The 17,965-nt window shown below is 57.5% G+C and carries 19 protein-coding genes; 5 read left to right on the top strand and 14 right to left on the bottom strand.

The window, feature by feature from the left end; translation table 11 throughout:
• Positions 1-110: 110 nt before the first annotated feature.
• The gene (locus T31B1_RS19275) at positions 111-455 is read right to left on the bottom strand and encodes a hypothetical protein (RefSeq protein ID WP_353251158.1); all 345 of its coding nucleotides are present in this window, start codon (positions 453-455) and stop codon (positions 111-113) included.
• 1,074 nt (positions 456-1,529) lie between these two features.
• Here T31B1_RS19275 and T31B1_RS19270 point away from each other — a divergent pair.
• The 3 genes from T31B1_RS19270 (at position 1,530) to T31B1_RS19260 (ending at position 4,948) form a co-directional block, all read left to right on the top strand.
• Positions 1,530-2,912 (top strand): replication initiation protein, encoded by a 1,383-nt coding sequence (locus T31B1_RS19270; RefSeq protein ID WP_353251157.1) that lies wholly within the window; start codon positions 1,530-1,532, stop codon positions 2,910-2,912.
• 160 nt (positions 2,913-3,072) lie between these two features.
• Positions 3,073-3,963 (top strand): ParA family protein, encoded by an 891-nt coding sequence (locus T31B1_RS19265; RefSeq protein WP_353251156.1) that lies wholly within the window; start codon positions 3,073-3,075, stop codon positions 3,961-3,963.
• Positions 3,964-4,024: 61 nt separating this feature from the next.
• A complete protein-coding gene (locus T31B1_RS19260; protein ID WP_353251155.1) occupies positions 4,025-4,948 on the top strand; it encodes a ParB/RepB/Spo0J family partition protein in 924 nt (307 codons plus the stop codon).
• Between the two features lie 58 nt (positions 4,949-5,006).
• Here T31B1_RS19260 and T31B1_RS19255 read toward each other — a convergent pair whose 3' ends face one another.
• The 6 genes from T31B1_RS19255 to T31B1_RS19230 all read right to left on the bottom strand — a co-directional run bounded on the left by T31B1_RS19255 (position 5,007) and on the right by T31B1_RS19230 (position 9,409).
• Complete coding sequence (locus tag T31B1_RS19255; protein ID WP_353251154.1) at positions 5,007-5,867, bottom strand: RecB family exonuclease; 861 nt, start codon at positions 5,865-5,867, stop codon at positions 5,007-5,009.
• A gap of 74 nt (positions 5,868-5,941) precedes the next feature.
• Complete coding sequence (locus T31B1_RS19250) at positions 5,942-6,658, bottom strand: hypothetical protein (protein ID WP_353251153.1); 717 nt, start codon at positions 6,656-6,658, stop codon at positions 5,942-5,944.
• Positions 6,659-6,777: 119 nt separating this feature from the next.
• Positions 6,778-7,272 carry a single-stranded DNA-binding protein gene (ssb, locus tag T31B1_RS19245; RefSeq protein ID WP_502951051.1) on the bottom strand — a complete coding sequence of 165 codons (495 nt, stop codon included), beginning with the start codon at positions 7,270-7,272 and terminating at the stop codon, positions 6,778-6,780.
• Positions 7,273-7,568: 296 nt separating this feature from the next.
• The gene (locus T31B1_RS19240) at positions 7,569-8,096 is read right to left on the bottom strand and encodes a hypothetical protein (protein WP_353251152.1); all 528 of its coding nucleotides are present in this window, start codon (positions 8,094-8,096) and stop codon (positions 7,569-7,571) included.
• Positions 8,097-8,186: 90 nt separating this feature from the next.
• Positions 8,187-9,170 (bottom strand): M48 family metallopeptidase, encoded by a 984-nt coding sequence (locus T31B1_RS19235; protein ID WP_353251151.1) that lies wholly within the window; start codon positions 9,168-9,170, stop codon positions 8,187-8,189.
• A 5-nt stretch (positions 9,171-9,175) separates the two neighbouring features.
• On the bottom strand, positions 9,176-9,409 hold the full coding sequence (locus T31B1_RS19230; protein ID WP_353251150.1) for a hypothetical protein: 234 nt from the start codon (positions 9,407-9,409) through the stop codon (positions 9,176-9,178).
• A 218-nt stretch (positions 9,410-9,627) separates the two neighbouring features.
• Here T31B1_RS19230 and T31B1_RS19225 point away from each other — a divergent pair, with 218 nt between their 5' ends.
• Positions 9,628-9,879: a hypothetical protein gene (locus T31B1_RS19225; protein ID WP_353251149.1), complete on the top strand. Its 252-nt coding sequence runs from the start codon at positions 9,628-9,630 to the stop codon at positions 9,877-9,879.
• A 24-nt stretch (positions 9,880-9,903) separates the two neighbouring features.
• Here T31B1_RS19225 and T31B1_RS19220 read toward each other — a convergent pair whose 3' ends face one another.
• The 6 genes from T31B1_RS19220 to T31B1_RS19195 form a co-directional block, all read right to left on the bottom strand.
• On the bottom strand, positions 9,904-10,671 hold the full coding sequence (locus tag T31B1_RS19220) for a hypothetical protein (protein ID WP_353251148.1): 768 nt from the start codon (positions 10,669-10,671) through the stop codon (positions 9,904-9,906).
• 26 nt (positions 10,672-10,697) lie between these two features.
• Positions 10,698-12,845 carry an ATP-dependent DNA helicase DinG gene (dinG, locus tag T31B1_RS19215; RefSeq protein ID WP_353251147.1) on the bottom strand — a complete coding sequence of 716 codons (2,148 nt, stop codon included), beginning with the start codon at positions 12,843-12,845 and terminating at the stop codon, positions 10,698-10,700.
• Positions 12,846-13,275: 430 nt separating this feature from the next.
• Positions 13,276-13,518, bottom strand: coding sequence for a hypothetical protein (locus T31B1_RS19210; protein ID WP_353251146.1), 243 nt, complete (start codon positions 13,516-13,518; stop codon positions 13,276-13,278).
• Positions 13,519-13,636: 118 nt separating this feature from the next.
• Positions 13,637-14,065, bottom strand: a complete 429-nt coding sequence (locus tag T31B1_RS19205) for a hypothetical protein (protein WP_353251145.1) — start codon at positions 14,063-14,065, stop codon at positions 13,637-13,639.
• A 49-nt stretch (positions 14,066-14,114) separates the two neighbouring features.
• On the bottom strand, positions 14,115-14,312 hold the full coding sequence (locus T31B1_RS19200) for a hypothetical protein (RefSeq protein WP_353251144.1): 198 nt from the start codon (positions 14,310-14,312) through the stop codon (positions 14,115-14,117).
• A gap of 49 nt (positions 14,313-14,361) precedes the next feature.
• Complete coding sequence (locus T31B1_RS19195; protein WP_353251143.1) at positions 14,362-14,844, bottom strand: hypothetical protein; 483 nt, start codon at positions 14,842-14,844, stop codon at positions 14,362-14,364.
• Between the two features lie 475 nt (positions 14,845-15,319).
• Here T31B1_RS19195 and T31B1_RS19190 point away from each other — a divergent pair, with 475 nt between their 5' ends.
• On the top strand, positions 15,320-16,186 hold the full coding sequence (locus tag T31B1_RS19190; protein ID WP_353251142.1) for a Swt1 family HEPN domain-containing protein: 867 nt from the start codon (positions 15,320-15,322) through the stop codon (positions 16,184-16,186).
• Here the strand turns inward: T31B1_RS19190 and T31B1_RS19185 are convergent.
• On the bottom strand, positions 16,183-17,940 hold the full coding sequence (locus T31B1_RS19185; protein WP_353251141.1) for a helicase-related protein: 1,758 nt from the start codon (positions 17,938-17,940) through the stop codon (positions 16,183-16,185). The two genes, T31B1_RS19190 and T31B1_RS19185, sit on opposite strands and share 4 nt — an antisense overlap.
• Positions 17,941-17,965 lie beyond the last annotated feature (25 nt).

The raw sequence follows: 17,965 nt of genomic DNA, 5'->3' as shown, positions 1-17,965 counted from the left end.
GTAGGACCGTGGACACAGGCCCCAATGGGACGTATGCACAGCGGTCGGGATGAACCCATGACTGATGCCTGGGTATATGGCGTTCGTTGCGAACGCTATGGCTTGCCGGGTTAAAAGAACCACCCACCCGCTTGATCACCTGAGCTGAGTGCGGCATGTATGTCTACCGACTTCGGCACTGGCTTTGCCGAAGATTGGGGGCTAGGCGTTACCGGGGTGCTCTGTAGAGGGCTGTCCTCATAGTAGCCCTCGTTGAGCTTTTTGCGCGCCCGAGCGTGCATTTCAAGTTCCGGCGTCGGCTCCGAAAAACGTTCCTTCGGAATCTCGATCGTGCGGGGTCTGGCCCCTACCTTGCCGTGTTCGATTACGACGCGGCCGGTCGAAGGATCCGTACGGCCTGTCCAGAATTTCTGGGTACCGTTGGTGTTGTCGAAAGTAAGATAAATCTCTGACATATGCATTACTCCTGATGGCTTAGTGGCCCTTGGAAACACATGCCCCCCACCGGGAACATCTGTCCCGTCGGGGTAATAGTTGCTGTACTTGGTACGCGGTCAGCTGCCGTGGCTGCGGTTTTACACGCGAGCAGCGTGGCGTTCATTGAGAACGCGTAGGAGCCAACACTCTATCGGAACTGATCGTCAGCAGTGACCAGGCAAAGCGCTCATATATGCAACTTTCGCGAATGTGGAATGCTTCTCACTCAATAAGGTGTGGAAAAGCTCTCACTTCCAGTTGCTCTATATTCTACTCACCCTATCGACCGTGTAATTCGTCTCACTTCGGGATCCTGTGGAATTTCTATCACCTCCAGTTAGGCGTGTAACTCCTCTCACCTTCGTTGCTGTGTAAATCTTCTCACCACAAGTGTGTGTAATTCCTCTCACCACGAACAAGGCGTGGAAAAATACTCACCTAATCGAAAGCGTGAAATTTCTATCACCTTCACAGTGTCCGATGCACGCTACGCTATCTCGCTGTTATGAAGTTGCTGATTTTTCAATAGCTTACACGTATTCGCGAACGTAAAAATCCCATATCGCCTGAATTTAAGCCGCCTACTTATATCCGGCTAGCGACTGAACAGACGCAGCGTGGGATTCGTATCACCCACGCGTGGAATTGCTCTCACCAATGCGTAGAATTTTACTCACCTGCAAGACCAGACGTGCAATTCTTATCACCCAGGCGCGGGATTGTTCTCACTCCATTTTGAAAAGTGTGTGATTCCTCTCACTCACGCGTGAAATTCTTCTCACCTGAATTATCGTAACTCATTGTCTTGTATGTGTTTTTGAGACGCTATAGTTATATATAAGTTGCTTAAGAGATAGGTTAGATACAGCTAGCAAGCAGCCGTTTTAAAAGCTCATCGAAGATCGACTGCAAAGAATCAATCGCTTGCTGTCATACAGCTCCGCCGAAAAAGACGGATGAGGTGAGATTTTCCGTTCAACAACTCATTGCTCTTCTATGGTAGACGTGTAACATCACGCTGAGGTGATATCACACAAAGAATAGTTCTCACCATGCCGACACAAATCACGTTACCAGGGATGCAGAAGGCTACGATCCTTCGGAAACACGTTGGAGCTGTTCACTCGGCAGCACCACTGACAGCCAAAGAACGGATTGCAGTCAATGTGCTGCTTGCCAATGCGATGTCACTCCACGCCGATAGTGAGAATTTCGGTGGCGGTGTTCGTCAGCACTGGATCGACCGGAATCAGTTCGCGAAGCTGGTTACCGGCTCGAGGCAAAGCACGAATAACCTGCGGCGAATACTTAACGGTTTGCTGAAGAAAACTGTTGAGTGGAACTACATCGATGAGAACCTTCGTCAACGCCTAGGCGGTTCGAGCTGGCTCGCCGGCTATGAGATGGTCGACGACATCATCAAATATTCGTATTCCGTTGAGATTGTCGAAAGCATTCTCGATCCTGAAGTCTTTGCACGAATTAACTATTCGGTACAGCACCAACTAGTCAGAAAGCAAAGCCTCGCGTTATACGAGAACTGTGCACGTTATCGCGATCTCGGTCGTACACGGGCCTGGTCGTTAGATACATTCCGGGCTCTCATGGGAGTGTCGGGACGATATCCAGAATTCAAAATACTAAACAGAGATGTCGTCAAGCCTTCGGTCAAGGAGATCAACGAGACCACGGAGATCTTTGTCGAGCCGATCTTGAAGAAGCACGGCCACGAAGTCTTAGCAATTCAGTTCATCGTTCTGGAAAACACCGACTACGACGGCCCACCGATGCCGCCGTTGCTCGCAGCCGATGTGAGCGATGAGATAGTCGCTGATCGACTTCCTACATATGAGGCTCTTCTTGCCTTTGGTTTGGAGCGCAATACCGCCGTCAACATGCTGGACGAATACGACGATCAGTATATTTACGACAATCTCCTAGTCGTTTCAGAACGAATTAGGGCCGGCAAGATCCGTAGCAAGGGGGTACCCGGGTACACGTTCAACGCGTTGAAAGGCGACTACAGACCCAAGGACATTGATTACGATGCGATCATCGCGCTCTCAGGCAATGAAAAAACTACAAACGAGCGAAACAACGATGATGAGCGCCGAAAGGCTGCCCGAGAAAAGCTCGCTGAGTTCAACAACAATATCTTTCCCGCTTGGCGTTTCCAGGAGTGGGTGAACAGTGCAACGAGTAACGAGTACCAACAGACCTGGGACCGGTTTTATGAGGAGGTACTCAAATGCACGCCGTTGCTGATGAAGCGCTACACCAAGAACGAGGACGCACCCATGGTGACTGCGCACTTCAGAACATTTGTTCGTACGCATGTCCTACCTGCGCCGACAAAAGACGACGAGAACCGGTGCGCGCTAGAGCAGGGCGTCGCTATTGTCGATTTGCGGACGGAGGCGAATCTAAAGGTCTGAAAGCCCTTAAACGTAGGATTGCGCGATGTTCTACGTGGAACATTTGGCGGTCGAGTTCCGCGCGGGACTTATTTGAAAATCAGAAATACGTCTTTAGTAACAATGAGTTAAAACCCGGTATTTTTGTTCAAAAATACCCTAAAATTCTGGAAGGAACGACGTGATCAGACTCTCATTGCCGCAACGAAAAGGGGGCGTTGGTAAGACCACGCTCGTTCGCATCCTGGCCGAATGGTTCTCCCGGAATCACCGAGTTCTGATCGTCGATTTTGATGACCAATGTTCGCTGAGTTCTCTATATCTACCTATGAACAGGGTTTCGTCTGGTCGGTACAAGAGGCCTCCACGGAATCCCGACTTTGATCCAACAGACCCAGCGCTCGCCGACTGGAACGGTCGATCGTCATCCGCGGATATCTTTTATCCTGATCGGGTGATCTACCAGTACCAGCTCGAGGAGTTGCCGAACGGACGATTAGATCTGCTGCCGGCTGACAGCCGGGAGCTTCTAAATGTAAGAGAAGCAAAGGACGTCAACGTTCGCGAAAGTATCGAGGGTACGATCGCAAAATTCTTTAGCGATGAAATGCTGAGCGCCGAATACGACATGGTTATATTCGATACGGGTCCGATGGAATCATCTCTGATGCGCGGGGTGATCAAGGCGTCGACCCATACGCTCATCCCCGTTGAACTTGAACAGCAATGCGTCGACGGTCTTGATGCGGTGATCGGCATGGTGGTTGAAGAACAGCGTGAGCGCGCGTCGGATAATCCGCTTGAGCTCTTGGGGTTGCAGGTCAACAAGTACCAGAAGGTGCGAAGCCTCCATAACGGTCTACTGAAGCAGCTAAAGGATTCGCCGGGTCTGGCGCCACATCTCAATGAAACGCTGATACCGAACCGCGCCGCTTATGCCGAACGCGACGTTCGAGGTTTGCTGCCACGGTCTGTATTCGCTTTGCGTCCGAGCAATCCGGCACGGAGGGTTATCGAACCCTGGTGCGTCGCTTTGGAAAACCGGCTCTTCCCGGAGAATGACAATGCTTAGAGGTAAATCCGTCTCGCCCCTAAAGGGTAAAGCTGAAACGATTAGCCGATCGGATTCAGGCTTGAACGAAACGGGCGATCATCTTGCGAAGGATTGGGATGCGAAGGCAACGCTGGTCTACGTCCCGATTGACGATATCCGGCCCTCGCCGAAAAACGCTCGCAAGCTCGATATTACGCTCGAGAAACTTTCGAATCCGGAGGGCATCGAAGACCCCGCTATGCGCGAGGAGGCTGAGTACATAAACGATTTGGCACTCACCATACGCGACCATGGCCAGCTTCAACCTGGCTTGGGCTACCGCGTCGGCACGGGCCTTATCGAACTCATGGCAGGCGAACGGCGCTGGTGGGCTTGTCAGCTCGCTGGGCTCGACGAAATGCAGGTCATGGTCTATCCGGAAAAGCCCAGCGGCAATGCAACGCGCCATCTGATTGAAAACGTGCATCGTCGCAACCTGACCGCCTCTGCGATGCTTCGGGGCTTGCTCAACATTTTGGACGAACGTGAAGCGGCCGGCTCGCCCATCCTCAGCGGAGTCGAGCTGCAAGAGACTGTTCGCATTCCGAAAACGCAAGCCTATCGCTGGTGGTCTGTGATAACAGGGCCAGCAGATCTACGCGATGCTGTGTTGCGTGACCAGGTACCGAATATCACGATTGCAGAGCAGCTGACCAAGCTGCACGGACACGAACGCAAACAGCGCATCGAGACTCAAGACTTCGAGGACATGATGCCGCAACGGCGTTCGGCTGCACGTACCGCGCAGACCCATGTCGAGCCTGAGCCAGCGCCGAAACGCAAGAAGGGGCGGCCACCGTCTCATGTGAACATGGGGCGCGCTCACAGCGGCGAGGTGGTCAAGACGCTCGTGTCGCGCATCGACCCTGAAGGTGACTACTCGCGCATCGATTGGAGCGACTTTAACCAGGCGGGAAAGGTCTGGCGAAACTTACTCAACCGGCTGCACGACGAACAGCAATAAAAAAGGGCGCCCCAGAGGCGCCCTTTATGTTGATCGAACGTCCTGGGCGTTCGATCGATCAGACCAGATTGGCCACGGCTTGTTGCTGTGGTTGCTCGAGTCCTTCCCAGTCGCCATTCAGGCACAACCCGGCGAAGTCGCACATGCCACAAGGTGTGTTGTGGGCCATACGACCGCGGCGTGGAAAGCGTCCTTTGACAACATCCTCATCCATCCAACGGATTTTCTGCTTGTACTCGAGCACATCCTCACTCTTACGTGCGGGTAGGAACTCGATGGGCTGGATCTCCGGTCCCTTGCTCCGGCTCTTGCCGGTAGGAACCTTGCGCTTGAGAAGGTTCATGAAGCCAACCTTCGTAACAGACTCGATACCCAGCTCCTGCTTATGCTCTTCGATGAGTAATTGATACCCAGTCAACTGGTCCGATTGCCAGATCACGTCAGGGACGCTTGCGGGCGTTTTGACGTCAACCAGTTGAACATCACCGTCACAATTCATCGCCGCAATATCGAGCTGGCCGCTTAGGTACACGGAAGGCGCGACTTCGGCTTTGAATCGCCGTTCGATGACCGGGCCCTGGGCATCGACCAAGGGCACCAGGCCGGTGTCCTGCCATGCTTCAGGAAATTGATCGCATAACGAGGCGCCGATCGCCTCCAGGTCATCAGGACCAAATCTCGATGTGTAGTGAACTTCGGCTTTCTCGATGCCTGCGGCCCACTCCTCACGAAACTTCGTTTCCGGATCTGAGACGCTGCCATCGAGGTAGCCGGTGACAGCCGTATGCACAGCGGTACCAAACACAAGGTTTGAAGAAACTCCGACGGATCGGATCCCTTCCACGTACTGATAGTAAAAAGCCCGCGGGCAATCCTCGAACTTGAGAACACCCGACGGTCGATAGGTTCTAGTGCTCATGACTGCTCCTAGCAGACGCACCTCCCCCGCCCGGGAGGTGCATAAAACACTCCACGGGCGGTGGGTAGGTAGGCCTAGCTCTGGATCAGCTGCTTGAGTACTGCCTTGGCTTCGGCATGGTTCGAATATTCGGGCACATCGATCCCTTTGAGTGCGGATTGATGGTCGATCTGGCGGACCAGCGCCTGCGGTATCGAACTCTCCGTTGCCGCCTGTGGCTTCTGGGAGGTGGATTCCACGGACGGCTCGACTACAGCCGGTGTCGGCTGCGACTTGCCCTTGATTGGAACGACAGCAGCCGATGAGGATTTATCACTGGGAGCGGCGGCTGGTACCGGTGCCGGTGTGAATCCCTGACCACGTTGGTCTCGACCCTCATCGTTATCGAACACCTCGCCCCCGAAACCCAGCGATGCCAACAGTCGCTGGCGTGCCGCAGTTTCGCCTTTTTCCCAGTCCTTATATTCCTGAATCAGCACAAGTGCCGATGCCGAACCGATGATCTTATCGTTAGGGCTCACAAGCTCGGCCCGAAAGATCATCGTATTGCCGGTGATCGGCGGTAGACCGATATCGGCCGGGTTATGGCCACCCGCGATCGCGGTCTGGTATAGAGCGCTGAGCCCTGGCTTTGCTTCAATCGGATCGAGATATTCGATCCGCACCTGGTAATCCTGACTCGGCGGATACGCCTCGAGGAACGAAGGCAGACGAGATGAGAGCTTGCGGTACTGAATTGCTTCGCCTTCATCGTCGAAGCCGAGCAGGACTTTCTGGTTACTGGCTGTCATGGTGTGACTCCATAGCTAAATGAAGGCACACCAGCCCCACGGGGGCTGGTGCGCCCCTCGGGGGTTTAATGTCCTGAAAAATCAGGTGGTTAGAATAAACGAAGCAGCATTAGTAACTGCTAGAAGGGGATGTCATCCTCTTCGTCTTCGCCGAAACCACCCGCGAACGCCGGCTGGCGTTGTTGCTGCGGTGCTTGTTGGCGAGGCTGCTGCGACGGGCGCTGTACGCGATTTTGCGGTGCACCTTGCTGCTGATTCTCGTCAGAACGTGACGACGATCGGCTGTCGAGCATCTGCATATCGTTGGCGATCACCTCAGTCGTGTACTGATCGACGCCATCCTTGTTCTGCCATTTGCGGGTCTGAAGACGACCCTCAACGTAGATCTTGGAACCTTTACGCAGATACTCGCCCGCGATTTCGCCCAGACGGTTGAACAAAACGACGCGATGCCATTCGGTTCGCTCCTGCGACTCGCCCGTGGATTTGTCTTTCCATGTATCGGAGGTCGCAAGGGTGACGTTGGCGACAGCAGTGCCGCCGGCGGTGTATCGAACTTCCGGATCGGCGCCGAGGTTGCCGACTAGAATGGCTTTGTTGATGCCTCGTTGCATGATGATTACTCCTGTCTAAACAATGGATTAATAACCCAACAGGCACCATGCCCCAACGGGTTGATGACCCCGCTGGGTGGCTGGATTGCTGTGCTTATTACACGGTCAGCTGCCGTGGCCACGTTTTGCGCGAAGGCGGCGCGTCGTCCGAGATGGACGAGAGAACAGCGTCGATTCTATCTAACGATCACGCCAACAGAGACTGCGCAAAGCGTCAAATATCGCGATTTTTGCATGGTATGGCGCAAAAAAAAGCCCGGGCGTAGGCCGGGCTTCAACATCTTCGACGCTCTTGTCTACGGTGATAGCACAACCTTCTCGGTTTCACCGCCCCTTACATCTACGTATTGCATCAACGCGCCACCCTGAGCGACATAGTTGACGCTCCAGGTAATAGCCGTGGTGACATAGAAATAGCCATCAGCAACGCTGGTGAACTCAAAGTTGCCCTGCGCATCGCAGCTGGTTTGTCGTGTGTATTTGTTATAACCCGGCTCGTCCGGAATGAACTCGATCTTCCGGTATCCCGCGGCTGGAACGTATCCCTTATATCCGTTTCCATAAATCGCCCGGATCCGTTGGGTCGCGTACTCAGTCGACGGAACAAGGTAGACGGGGTTTCCGGCACAGGTCACGACCCCGCCTCCGGACTGGCGAATCACTGCGCTACCAGTGATCGTATTGGGCCCTGGTTTGAGCATTTGCTGGGCTTTTTCAGCATCGAATGGGCTGTTCATCTGTACGGTTTTCGGTTGCATCGCAGCGCAACCAGCCAATAAAGAGCCGGCGAGCACACCAGCAAATCCAAGAGCGAAACGACTCACTATTACTTTCCCCCATGTGTAATGCCTTTGCGGCGGCGTAAATATAATCATCGGCTGCGGCGTTGACCAGATTAAGATCAGGCGCGTGAATCAATGGGTTGGTGGGCGACTGTCGACTCGTCGATGGCGCTTTATCAGGGCCTGAATTCGACGTGAATGCGAAGGATGTGACCCGATGAGATCCGCCAGAAGTGGGCTGCCGGTACGCGCTAACTGCTGAAGCAGCTCGGCCCCCGGTTCTGGGCCGATGAGCTCTGACGCATAGACGTCAGCGCGAAACTCAGCATGTCGATTCCATACGCGACTGACACACACTAGGGCAGCCCAGAGAAACCGTTCGATCATTCGCGCCAGTACGACCATGACTCGCATGGCCAGCGCAATCGGGGGATGCAGCAGACATAACACCGGCAAGCGCGCGATCGAGCGCAGGGTCCAGAAGACGATAAGCGTACGGATGCGATCAAGCAGTTTCAGGCATTGAGTGCCGGCCGCCCACAGCCCGGCGCCGGCGGCATCACCGTGTGCCAGATGACCCAGTTCATGAGCGAATACCCAGCGGAGTTGATCAGCGCGAAGCTGATTAACGAGCCCGTCAGTAAGTAAGACGGCGCGCCGGCCGCCCGGGGCGCTGTAGACCCAGGCGTTGATTCGAGGGCTGTTCAACAGCCAAAGCGACGGCATGGGTTGGCCAGCCATGGCGGCCAACGCTGCACAGTCATCGTGCAACGCCGTAGATGCCTGAATACGGGTGATTGACCCCATGGCCTGGATCTGCCACTTCAGCGGCGTGAGCCCATGGATTAGGAGGAGGATCGCGAAGATCGCGATGCAGGCCGTGATCGATCCATACAGGGCTGCATCAAGCACAGTGTCATGTATCGACAGGCGACCGGTCGCCGAGTGGTAACCCAGCACGTCAAGCATCGCCCATGCTGGGTCAAGTACCACTGACAAGGCGGCCTGATTGCTAGCCAGCAGTTCGTGCAGGAAATTCAGCGCAAGCAATGGCACGCCGAACACAACAAGGCACGCCGCGGCCCAGACAAAAAGAGGGATGGCGATCGAGACCATTCGATTCATTCGGCTCCAGTCTGTAGCAGTGATTGGAGCCAAGTCACCGGATCGATCGACGAGAGCGCGCTGGTAGCCTGAGAAGCTACGCTCAGAGCAAATTCTGTCACGTTGTCCAGGTCGATACCGTGGTGGAGGCCGTAATAGATCAGGCCGATCAATGCGAGTGCGAAGACGATGCGAACGCCGCGCGTGATGATGCAGACAACGACGATGCCAACCACGACGAGGGAGAGCATAAGACGGATGGTGGATGAATCCTCAACAGATGCTCGTCGACCTGGATTGCCCGGTGGGGCCGAAAAACGCTCGGATTGAGTGCTTTACGCCCGCTCTATGCGAAGAAGGAGAGGCAATGTAGGGCAAGTTGGTATTCGCTAAGGATCGGCCATGACCGAGAGAAGTCTTATTCAGCGCCAGGCAACGTAAGAGCGCGATCAACGTGTGCCGAACGACCTTGCTCTTCGTCACCGTAATGAGTGTTGCGGCGGTGCTATTGCTCATGTTCATGGCACCGATCATGGCCTGCATTGCCATGTTCGTTGCATGGATGGCTCAACTGGCACGCCATCAGCTTCGTCGTCATAGCGAAGCGCTTGAGCGTGATCTTGCGTTCGTGAGAGCTTCGGATGACTACGACCGAGAGAATGCGGTGCGATTGCTCAGCGGCCGCACCTCGATGTCTTTGCTATCCGCACTGAAGCGGTAGAACTCTACTCACCGTAGGTAAATGCTACGCGGCTGGCAAAACTGGTTTGGCAAGCCATGCCTTCGTCAATGTGACGTGCAGATACCATGCGGTATGCAGCCAGGCGAATACGGACACCAATGGCATGCTCTGACTGGCTGCAATCGCCACCACTAACGGGAGAATCAAACCGAAGGTGACCGGTGCATCGTATCGTCGTTTTGCGCGCGTAATGAGCGTTTCACGCAGTACCGCCACCGGCCGATCACGGCAGATCATCATCAGCTGCGGCAGATGGACGCTGCCGCGCATGTGACTGACCCATGCCATCAGCGCCGCACCGCCGGTCGCGTAGTACACCAAATCATCGCTATAGGGGGTTCCCTGTAGCTGGATCCCTACAAGACTGGAGCCAATATAGGTCACAGCGTCGATGCCGGCGAAAATGACCCAGCTCAAGAGCACCGTCCTAGCGACCTCGGCACGAACCAGGGACCATCGGGTCGTAAGACGACTCCGGCCCTTGGGTGATTCCCGCCGTCCCTCTGCATCGATGAGCACTATGCCCGCGACTACCATCGCGACATAGCTCATGGTGGCGAGCAGATACAGCGCCAGCTGACTGCCCAGTCCCTGCGGTACAAGCCACAGAGTCATGGCATAGACAGGTCCGACCACGACAGCAAAAACCGCCAGGAGCAGGAATGATTCGGACACTCGCACGGCCGCGCGTTGCAGTGCGGTCGAATGGCTCGAGAGTACCGAGGCCGGGCCAGCACTGTTCGGCGGCAGCTGGTCGATGTTCTTGGTCATTTCCTAGGCCCTGCTATGGCTTTCTGTCAGGCGAGTGCAGCTTGACGGGTGTTGTGAGTTACGTGGGGTGGTTTGCGGTCGATGCTCTGGTGAAACGGTGGCAGCGAATCCAGCAGCTGCTTGCCGTAGCGTTTGGTCACGATCCGTCGATCCAGCAGTGTGATGCGTCCCTGATCGGTCTCGCACCGAATCAGACGGCCACAGGCCTGGATGAGCTTGAGTGAGGCGTCCGGCACGGCCATGGTCATGAACGGGTTCTTGCCATGTTTCTCCAGCCACTCTGCGCGCGTGGCTTCGATTGGCGACGTCGGGGGGGCGAACGGGAGTTTGGCGATGATCACGTGCTCGCAGGCCGAGCCGGACAGATCAACACCCTCGGCCATGCTTGCCAGGCCGAAAATGACACTGGCTTTGCCCGCGGCGACCGCCCTGCGATGGCGCGTTACGAGCGTGTCGCGGCTGAGTTTTCCCTGACAAAGCACACGCTTCTTCTCTGATGCCGGCAGGCTCTTATAGACGGCGTTTAGTTGATACCACGAGGCGAACAGTACGAGTGTCCCGGTCGAACAATGCGCCAAAAGCGACGGCATCATCGACTTGATCTCCTCGGTGTGACCTGTCGCCTGGCCGCCGTCGTGCTTCATCCAGGGCACCCGCAGCTCTGCAATGCGGGGATAGTCGAACGGCGAGAGCAGACGCAGATAGCGGGTACCGTCGCTGCCGCTCAGGCCTGCTTTTGCCCGGAAGCGTGACCAGCGGTTAAGCGAGGTCAGCGTCGCTGAGGTGATCACGGCACCCGCACATTTGTCCCAGAGCATCATGCGCAGCATCGGCGCGGCCGTCACCGGCGCGGCTTCCAGCCACAGCTCATTGACGTCGCGTTCGGCCCAGCGCGCGATCGGCGGGGCATCGTCGGGTTGCTCGATCTTGAGCAGACGAAGCAAGCGCAGATCGTTCTCCAGCAGTCCGGCGAGCTTACCCATTTCAGGGGCGAGCAAACGAGCGATATGCTGTGCGCCGGCGCTACCTTCCTTATCGTCGAGTTCGTCGGCCATGTCGTGGGCCACTTCCCAGAGAACGGCCATCTCGCCGTGCAACGCGCTTGCGGCCTCACGAACCGGGGCCGACAGCTTGCCGTGCGGCGCCCGATAGCGAAACAGCTCGTCACGATCCTGGGTGAATGGGAGCTCTCCATAGGCATCGGTCAGTGCCTTGAGCGCTGATTCGGCGTCTTTGGCGGATTCGCGGATATCCGGGCGCGCGATATGGGCCGGAAGTTTCGGCAGCAGCCGCTGTAGCGATCGCATATGCTCACGCATGGCACCGATCGAACTACGCGCCGAACCGTGCTCTACGGCCTTTTCAGGTAGGTGATGGCCCTCGTCGAAGATATAGAACGTGTCTTTTGGATCGGGCAGCACTACGCCGCCGCCGAGAAAGACATCCGACAGTACGAGATCGTGGTTGGCCACGATCACGTCGGCGTCGCGCATGGCCGCACGAGAGCGATGAAACGGGCACAAGCCCATTGGGGCGCACTGATTCGGGCCCGTGCAGCTGTGCGGCGTGCTCGATATCGCGCCCCATAGGCGCGACTCGATCTCATCCTCGAGCTCGTCCTTGCAGCCACTCCATTCGCCGGTGGTCAGCTGAAGTTGAAGATCAGCCAGTAGCGCGATCTGTTTCTCGTCGGGACTGAAACCGCCCGTGGTATCCGGCAGGTCGGCGTCAGGGCCGAACATGTCTGCGTGTCCGCCGCCCTGGGCGAGCGCTGTCTCCAGTCGGAAGGGACAAGCATAGCGAGAACGGCCTTTTGCGAGCACCGCGGTGAATTGAAGGCCAGAATGCTTCGCCAGCGCCGGCAGCTCATTGCGCATCAGCTGGCTTTGAAGCGACGTTGTGGCCGTGGACACGATTAAAGACTTCTCGCGAGCCTGGGCGGCAGGGATCGCCGGGAGGAGATAGCCCAGCGTCTTGCCAGTTCCGGTCTGGCCCTCGATCGCGATGAGTGGCGACGCGGTGCCGCCCAGTAGCGTGTAGGCGATCTCGTCAATCATCTGACACTGGCCTTCGCGCTCTCGAAAGCCGGGCATGCTGCGCACGACCTGGGCATGCGCGTCATGGATCTCAGCGAGCCGTGTGTCGATGGATTCGTTGTCAGTCTGATCGTCCATAGCGCTTCCTTCGATTAGAGGCTGCACGCTGAGCGGCGCCGACGTGATGGTCGTGCCGCCCAGCGCCAGCGGGGCGTGCCGATGACGAGGCAAACCGGTCAGATCTCGCAGGTGGAGGTGCTATATGGGAGCAGACCTGCTCTCTGACTGCTGGCGGTTATTCGGCTATGACGACCGGGACACCCTCCAGCTTGTCCCACCCCGGTTATTGGCTGGGGCCGGCCCGTTGATCTGTTGATGGGTTCCATTCTCCACGGTCAGCGGATTGTGCAAGCCCCGTAAAACGCGCACTTGTGCACGCGCTGCGAGAACACCGATCAGAGATCTGGAATCTGACTAGTCGCCAGTCGTGGTGGGCTTGCCCATCTGAAAATGCGGGTTGTGTGAGGACGCGTTCCTGATGTCCTGTTCGGCTCGGACAGTCGGCGGCTTATCGTGGGCGTGTTTCGACTTCGGCATGGGACAGGCCGAGCTGGCGAACCACGCGGATGGCTGCATCGACCGTCTTGAAGGTCCGGTACGCGCCAGCGCCGGTCTCCACCACCGCCCATTCGTTGCTACCAAAGCGAATCACGATGATGTAATCGTCGGCGTAGATCGGATCCCGGTTGACCTGTGCGCGGATTTGTCCGCGATAGAACGCGATCGCTGTGCGCAGCTCGGAGAGTTTCATTGGGTCTGTCCGTGGCAGAAATTCCCGCGCGGAACTCGCATGGGCGATCGGCGCAAAGCCTTATGTGGCGGGCGTTTCAAGCGGTCGCATTTTTGAACAAAAATGCTTAAAAATTTTCTCAGATGAGCTCGCGCTGCGGCTTTGCCGTGTGCCCGTGGCCACCGTAAAGGCGCAGGTGCTCGGCCGCCTGACGTAGATACTCCGCCGCGGTGGCCATGGCGCACAGATCAGCAAACGCCATAGGCTCGAGCGCGGCGCGCATGCGCACAATGTCGTTGTCGGCCGCGCCGTTGAGAGCCTGCTTGAGCAGCCCCTCAGGCACGGGATCGTAATACTCGGGAAATTTCCACGCCATTAGGTTTGCGACATCGCGAGCGCGCAGATCGGTGGCGATATCCCGCAACGCGATCGCCCCGGTCTCGAGGGCCTGCTGATCTTCGCGTGTCTGGCGACGCACGAACTCGTAGCAGGCTTCATGTTCGGCCCGGGCCATGCCGGCGATGACCTCGGCCATTGGTGTGTCGTGGTTCATGTCGAGAGGATGCAAGAATAATCCATGCGCATTGTGAGCCAGACCCAGGCGCGGCTGCGAGTGCTCAGGCGCTGACTTTGGCCTGTTCGAGCATGCGGTCGATCGCCTCGTGCGTGACCAGGGCGCGATAGTTGTCCTGGCGGATCAGAAACATCGGCGTGCCCGTGTTCGGCCCGGATTGCTTCGGGCGGGTCTTGCAGCCAGTAATCAGTACACCTCCGATGACACGCTCCCAGATGTAGGGCTGCCAGTCGGAGCCCATGCCGGTTTTGACACGTGCGACGCGGGCGGCCGCATCGGTTCGTCTTCGCTCAGTCGATTTGCGTCAGAACGCGCTCGGCCGCGTGCTTCCGGGTCACGATGTGCGGATTGCGTGGTAGGCAGGCTACGGCTTTTTTGAGCCACTTCGATGACCAGATGCTGGTGGCCAGCACGCGCGCCAGCTCTGACGTGTTCAACACGCGTCCTTCGACATCGATCACGATCGCGAACTCGAGCAGCGTCAAGCTTGGGCGCATGACCAGATCGGGTACCGGGGGGTGATATAGGGACATGCCCGGCAGGTGGTAGTTCTTCTCGCCATGGCAGACCCAGTTGACGAGCAAGCTCAATTCGTTGCCCAAGGGCGTGGTGCCGTGCAGAAGTGTGTAGCCGCGGACGTCAGCGACGACATAGACGCCGTGGTCCGCAAACGCGTCGGGCTCATGGCCCTCAAGCGGTTCGTGGCCGCTCTCAAGGTGGCGCCAGACCGTCAATTCGATTTCCTGACGGGTCAGTTCAAGCGGGCTGTTCATGGACAAGATCCTGTGCGGCCGCATCCGTCGTCAGGGGCATGGTCGCTGCGCCGCTGGCCTTCGAGTCGGCTTCGCAAATCGCTCGGCACGCCGCGGCTTTCTTTCGGTAGCCTAACGGTGTGCCTGGCGAGGTATTGCAGCGCCAGGCGGTATAGATCCACTCGCCACGGCAAAGTCCGGCGGAGACCGTATAACGCCCATTCTCGGATGCTTGGTAGTACTTCTCAGCAGGTAGCCATTCCATGCACGTACAGCCGTGTTCGGGTTCATCGTTACCGTAGAACGCCGGAGATACTGCATAGGGGCGTAAACCGCTGCGTTTCGTCACTTTTCGCCTGTTGCGAAGGGAGGACGATGTAAACGTAGAACAGGTCGGGGAATCCGCAAGCTCGATTGGGTTCAGGGCTTCAGGCCCTAATTTGTGGCAAGTTGTCGGGAACGCTCAGCCCTATTCGGCTGGAATCAAGGAGGCACGATGCAGCCTGTAGACAGGGAGAATTCTCTTGAGAGATTTCTCGCGCGCATGGAAAGCGCCATTGTTGATGATGCGACCGCTCGCCTGCTCGAAGATCTTGATGATCTCGAAGCCTATGCGCGCAGGCCAGAGGCCGTGATCGACCTTGTGCCGACAGCGAGGGGAAGACTGATCAAGCACCTGGGATCGCGCCGCCGCGCAAACACGTCGGGACGGAAATGCGTGTCATCGGACCCAGTGATGACGGTCGTAAACAGACTCGATGCTATGGCTGGGCAGCCCGTACAGCAATCGCGCGCCCAGGTGTCTACAGCTGACCAGGTAAAGCGCTTGCTAAGTGATCTGTATTCGAAGGTGATCCAAGATCACGACTTCGGTGAGACAGACTCGTTCACCGACCTATCGAACACGTTTCCCGTATCGAACGAACCCGATGGCGACTACTTGAACGCCATCGTCCGCGTGAGGGACTTCGAGAGAACCATGCGCGATCTGATCGATTCGGAGTTGACGCGCTTGTACGGACCGGATCGCGAAGAGGAACAGCCGCGGCTAAGGAATTTGTACAGGAAATGGCGTAAAAAGCTGGACCGAGAGATTCACCGGGATAGTTCCTCGTCAAAACGCCTTATCGATTACTCCAACTTCAGCCAACTCGGCGACCTCATCGTAGACGACGAGTTATGGGCTGAGTGCTTCAGCGCTTATTTCGCGAGTAAGGCTTCAGTGAAAGAAGCGTTCAGGCATCTGACCCCTATCCGCAACATCCTGGCGCACAGTCGAGACATCACGCGCAAACAGGCGCTGAGGGCGCATTTCGAAACGCAGCGCCTTCTGCGAAAAATCGATTCAAGACGGTTGCACTAGCACGCCGCGCTGAGCCGCTTGGCAGCCTCGTCCAGCAGTTCGAGTCGAACGCTGCGCCCATAGAGCAGCTCGTCGCTGCCCGTCTGCTTGTCCGCGTTCGCCGCCAGACTGCCGTAGCCGCGAAGCGCTAGATCTCGCTCGGCAATCTCGAAGCCGTCACAGGTATCGAGCAGCACCTGGAGTCGCTCCTGCGCCTCGGGTTTGAGCTCGCTGCGGGGATACATCGAGAACGTACCGGCACCGCCCTGGCGGGCTGCACGCCCACGAATCTGGTGTAGCTGCGTCAGACCCAGACGCTGCGGATCAATGACGACCACGTGGCGCAGGCCGTCGATGCTGATACCCACCTCGACCACGGTGGTGGCCACCAGCACATCGGCCTGTTGTGTCTTGAGGGCGTCGACCGCGGCCTTTTTCTCCTCGTCGCTCAGGTTCGCATGCACAAGTCGCACCCGGCCCGGGCGAATGTTTTGCCACAGCTGATAAGCCCGCTCAGCTGAGTCCCTCCCCTCACCTTCTTTGAGCGGGTAGACCACGAGCACCTGATCGCCGGCGTCGAGGCTCGTCTTGATGTCGGCCATCAGTGCGCGCTGTTCCTGGCGTGCCCACAGGCGAGAGGCGATGTTCTTCGGTGCATGCGGCTGCGTCAGGCGCGACACATCGAGTGCGCCGTAGCGAATCAGCGCCATCGAGCGAGGTATGCAAGTGCCGGAGACTTCGAGCAGATGACAGCCGTGAGCGGTCATCTTCTCACGCTGGTCACGGCTGAATTTCTGCTGTTCGTCCACGATCATCAGACTCGGAGGCGTATCGCTGTCGCGGTGCAGAAGCGCAGTCGTGCCGATCCGAATGGACGCCGTAGTCGATCGTACCGGCGCATCGCCGGCGACCAGCTCGACGTCGATATCCGGCCACCACTGGCGTAGCTCCGCGTGGATCTGCGCCGCCAGCGGTACCGTCGGCGCCAGGATGACGACATGACCGCCGTGATCGACACAGGCCGCGGCAGCGAGTCCGTACACGACCGTCTTACCGGTACCGACATCACCCGAAAGCATGCGTCGCATCGGCTGGGCATGACCGAGATCGAGCTGGATCTCGTATGCCGCCTGGCGCTGTTCTTTGGTCAGGCCGTACGGCAATGCCGCGACGCGCGCACGCACGCGAGTCCAGTCGATATCAAACACCTGTGCCTGGTTGTGCCGGTCCCGCGCACTGGCCGCGCGTGCGACCGCCTGCATCGCCACGATCCGTTCCAGCGCCTGCTGGGCCTTCTCGCCTTGGCTGATGTCGCGTGGCTGGTGTGCAGCGCGAATGACATAGGCGATCTGGTTCGGTTTGAGGCCCAGGGGCTCGAGCGCGCGTTGCGCGCCGCCGTAGGCGTCGAGTTCAGACAGCAGGTGCGTTGCGGCTTCATCGACGACCGTATCGAGCAGTTCCAGTACGCGATCGCGTACCGTCTCGGCCTTGATGACACGAGGCTTGCCCGGGTAGACCGGGCACAGCCGCCCGATCCATTTTTGCTCGATGAGCGTGGCGTTGTTGAGATACCACTGTCGGCGGATGTTGACGGCCGTACCCTGTACCGAGACGGCGGTACCGGCCGGCAGACGCTGGGCCAACTCACGATGGTCCCCGAACAGCGTGAATGTCACGCTGATGCCATCGTTGCCGATGACGCTCGCTTGCAGGCGTGGCGTGCCGTTGATGAGGCCCGTCGTCGCATCCTGGGCCAGCACACCCGTAATCACCACAGCGCTGTTCTCGGTGATGTCTGCG

The organism is Salinisphaera sp. T31B1 (assembly GCF_040361275.1).
Taxonomy (GTDB): Bacteria; Pseudomonadota; Gammaproteobacteria; order Nevskiales; family Salinisphaeraceae; genus Salinisphaera.
The sequence above is the reverse complement of the archived record's forward strand: the minus strand, read 5'-3'. Positions and strand labels throughout refer to the sequence as shown.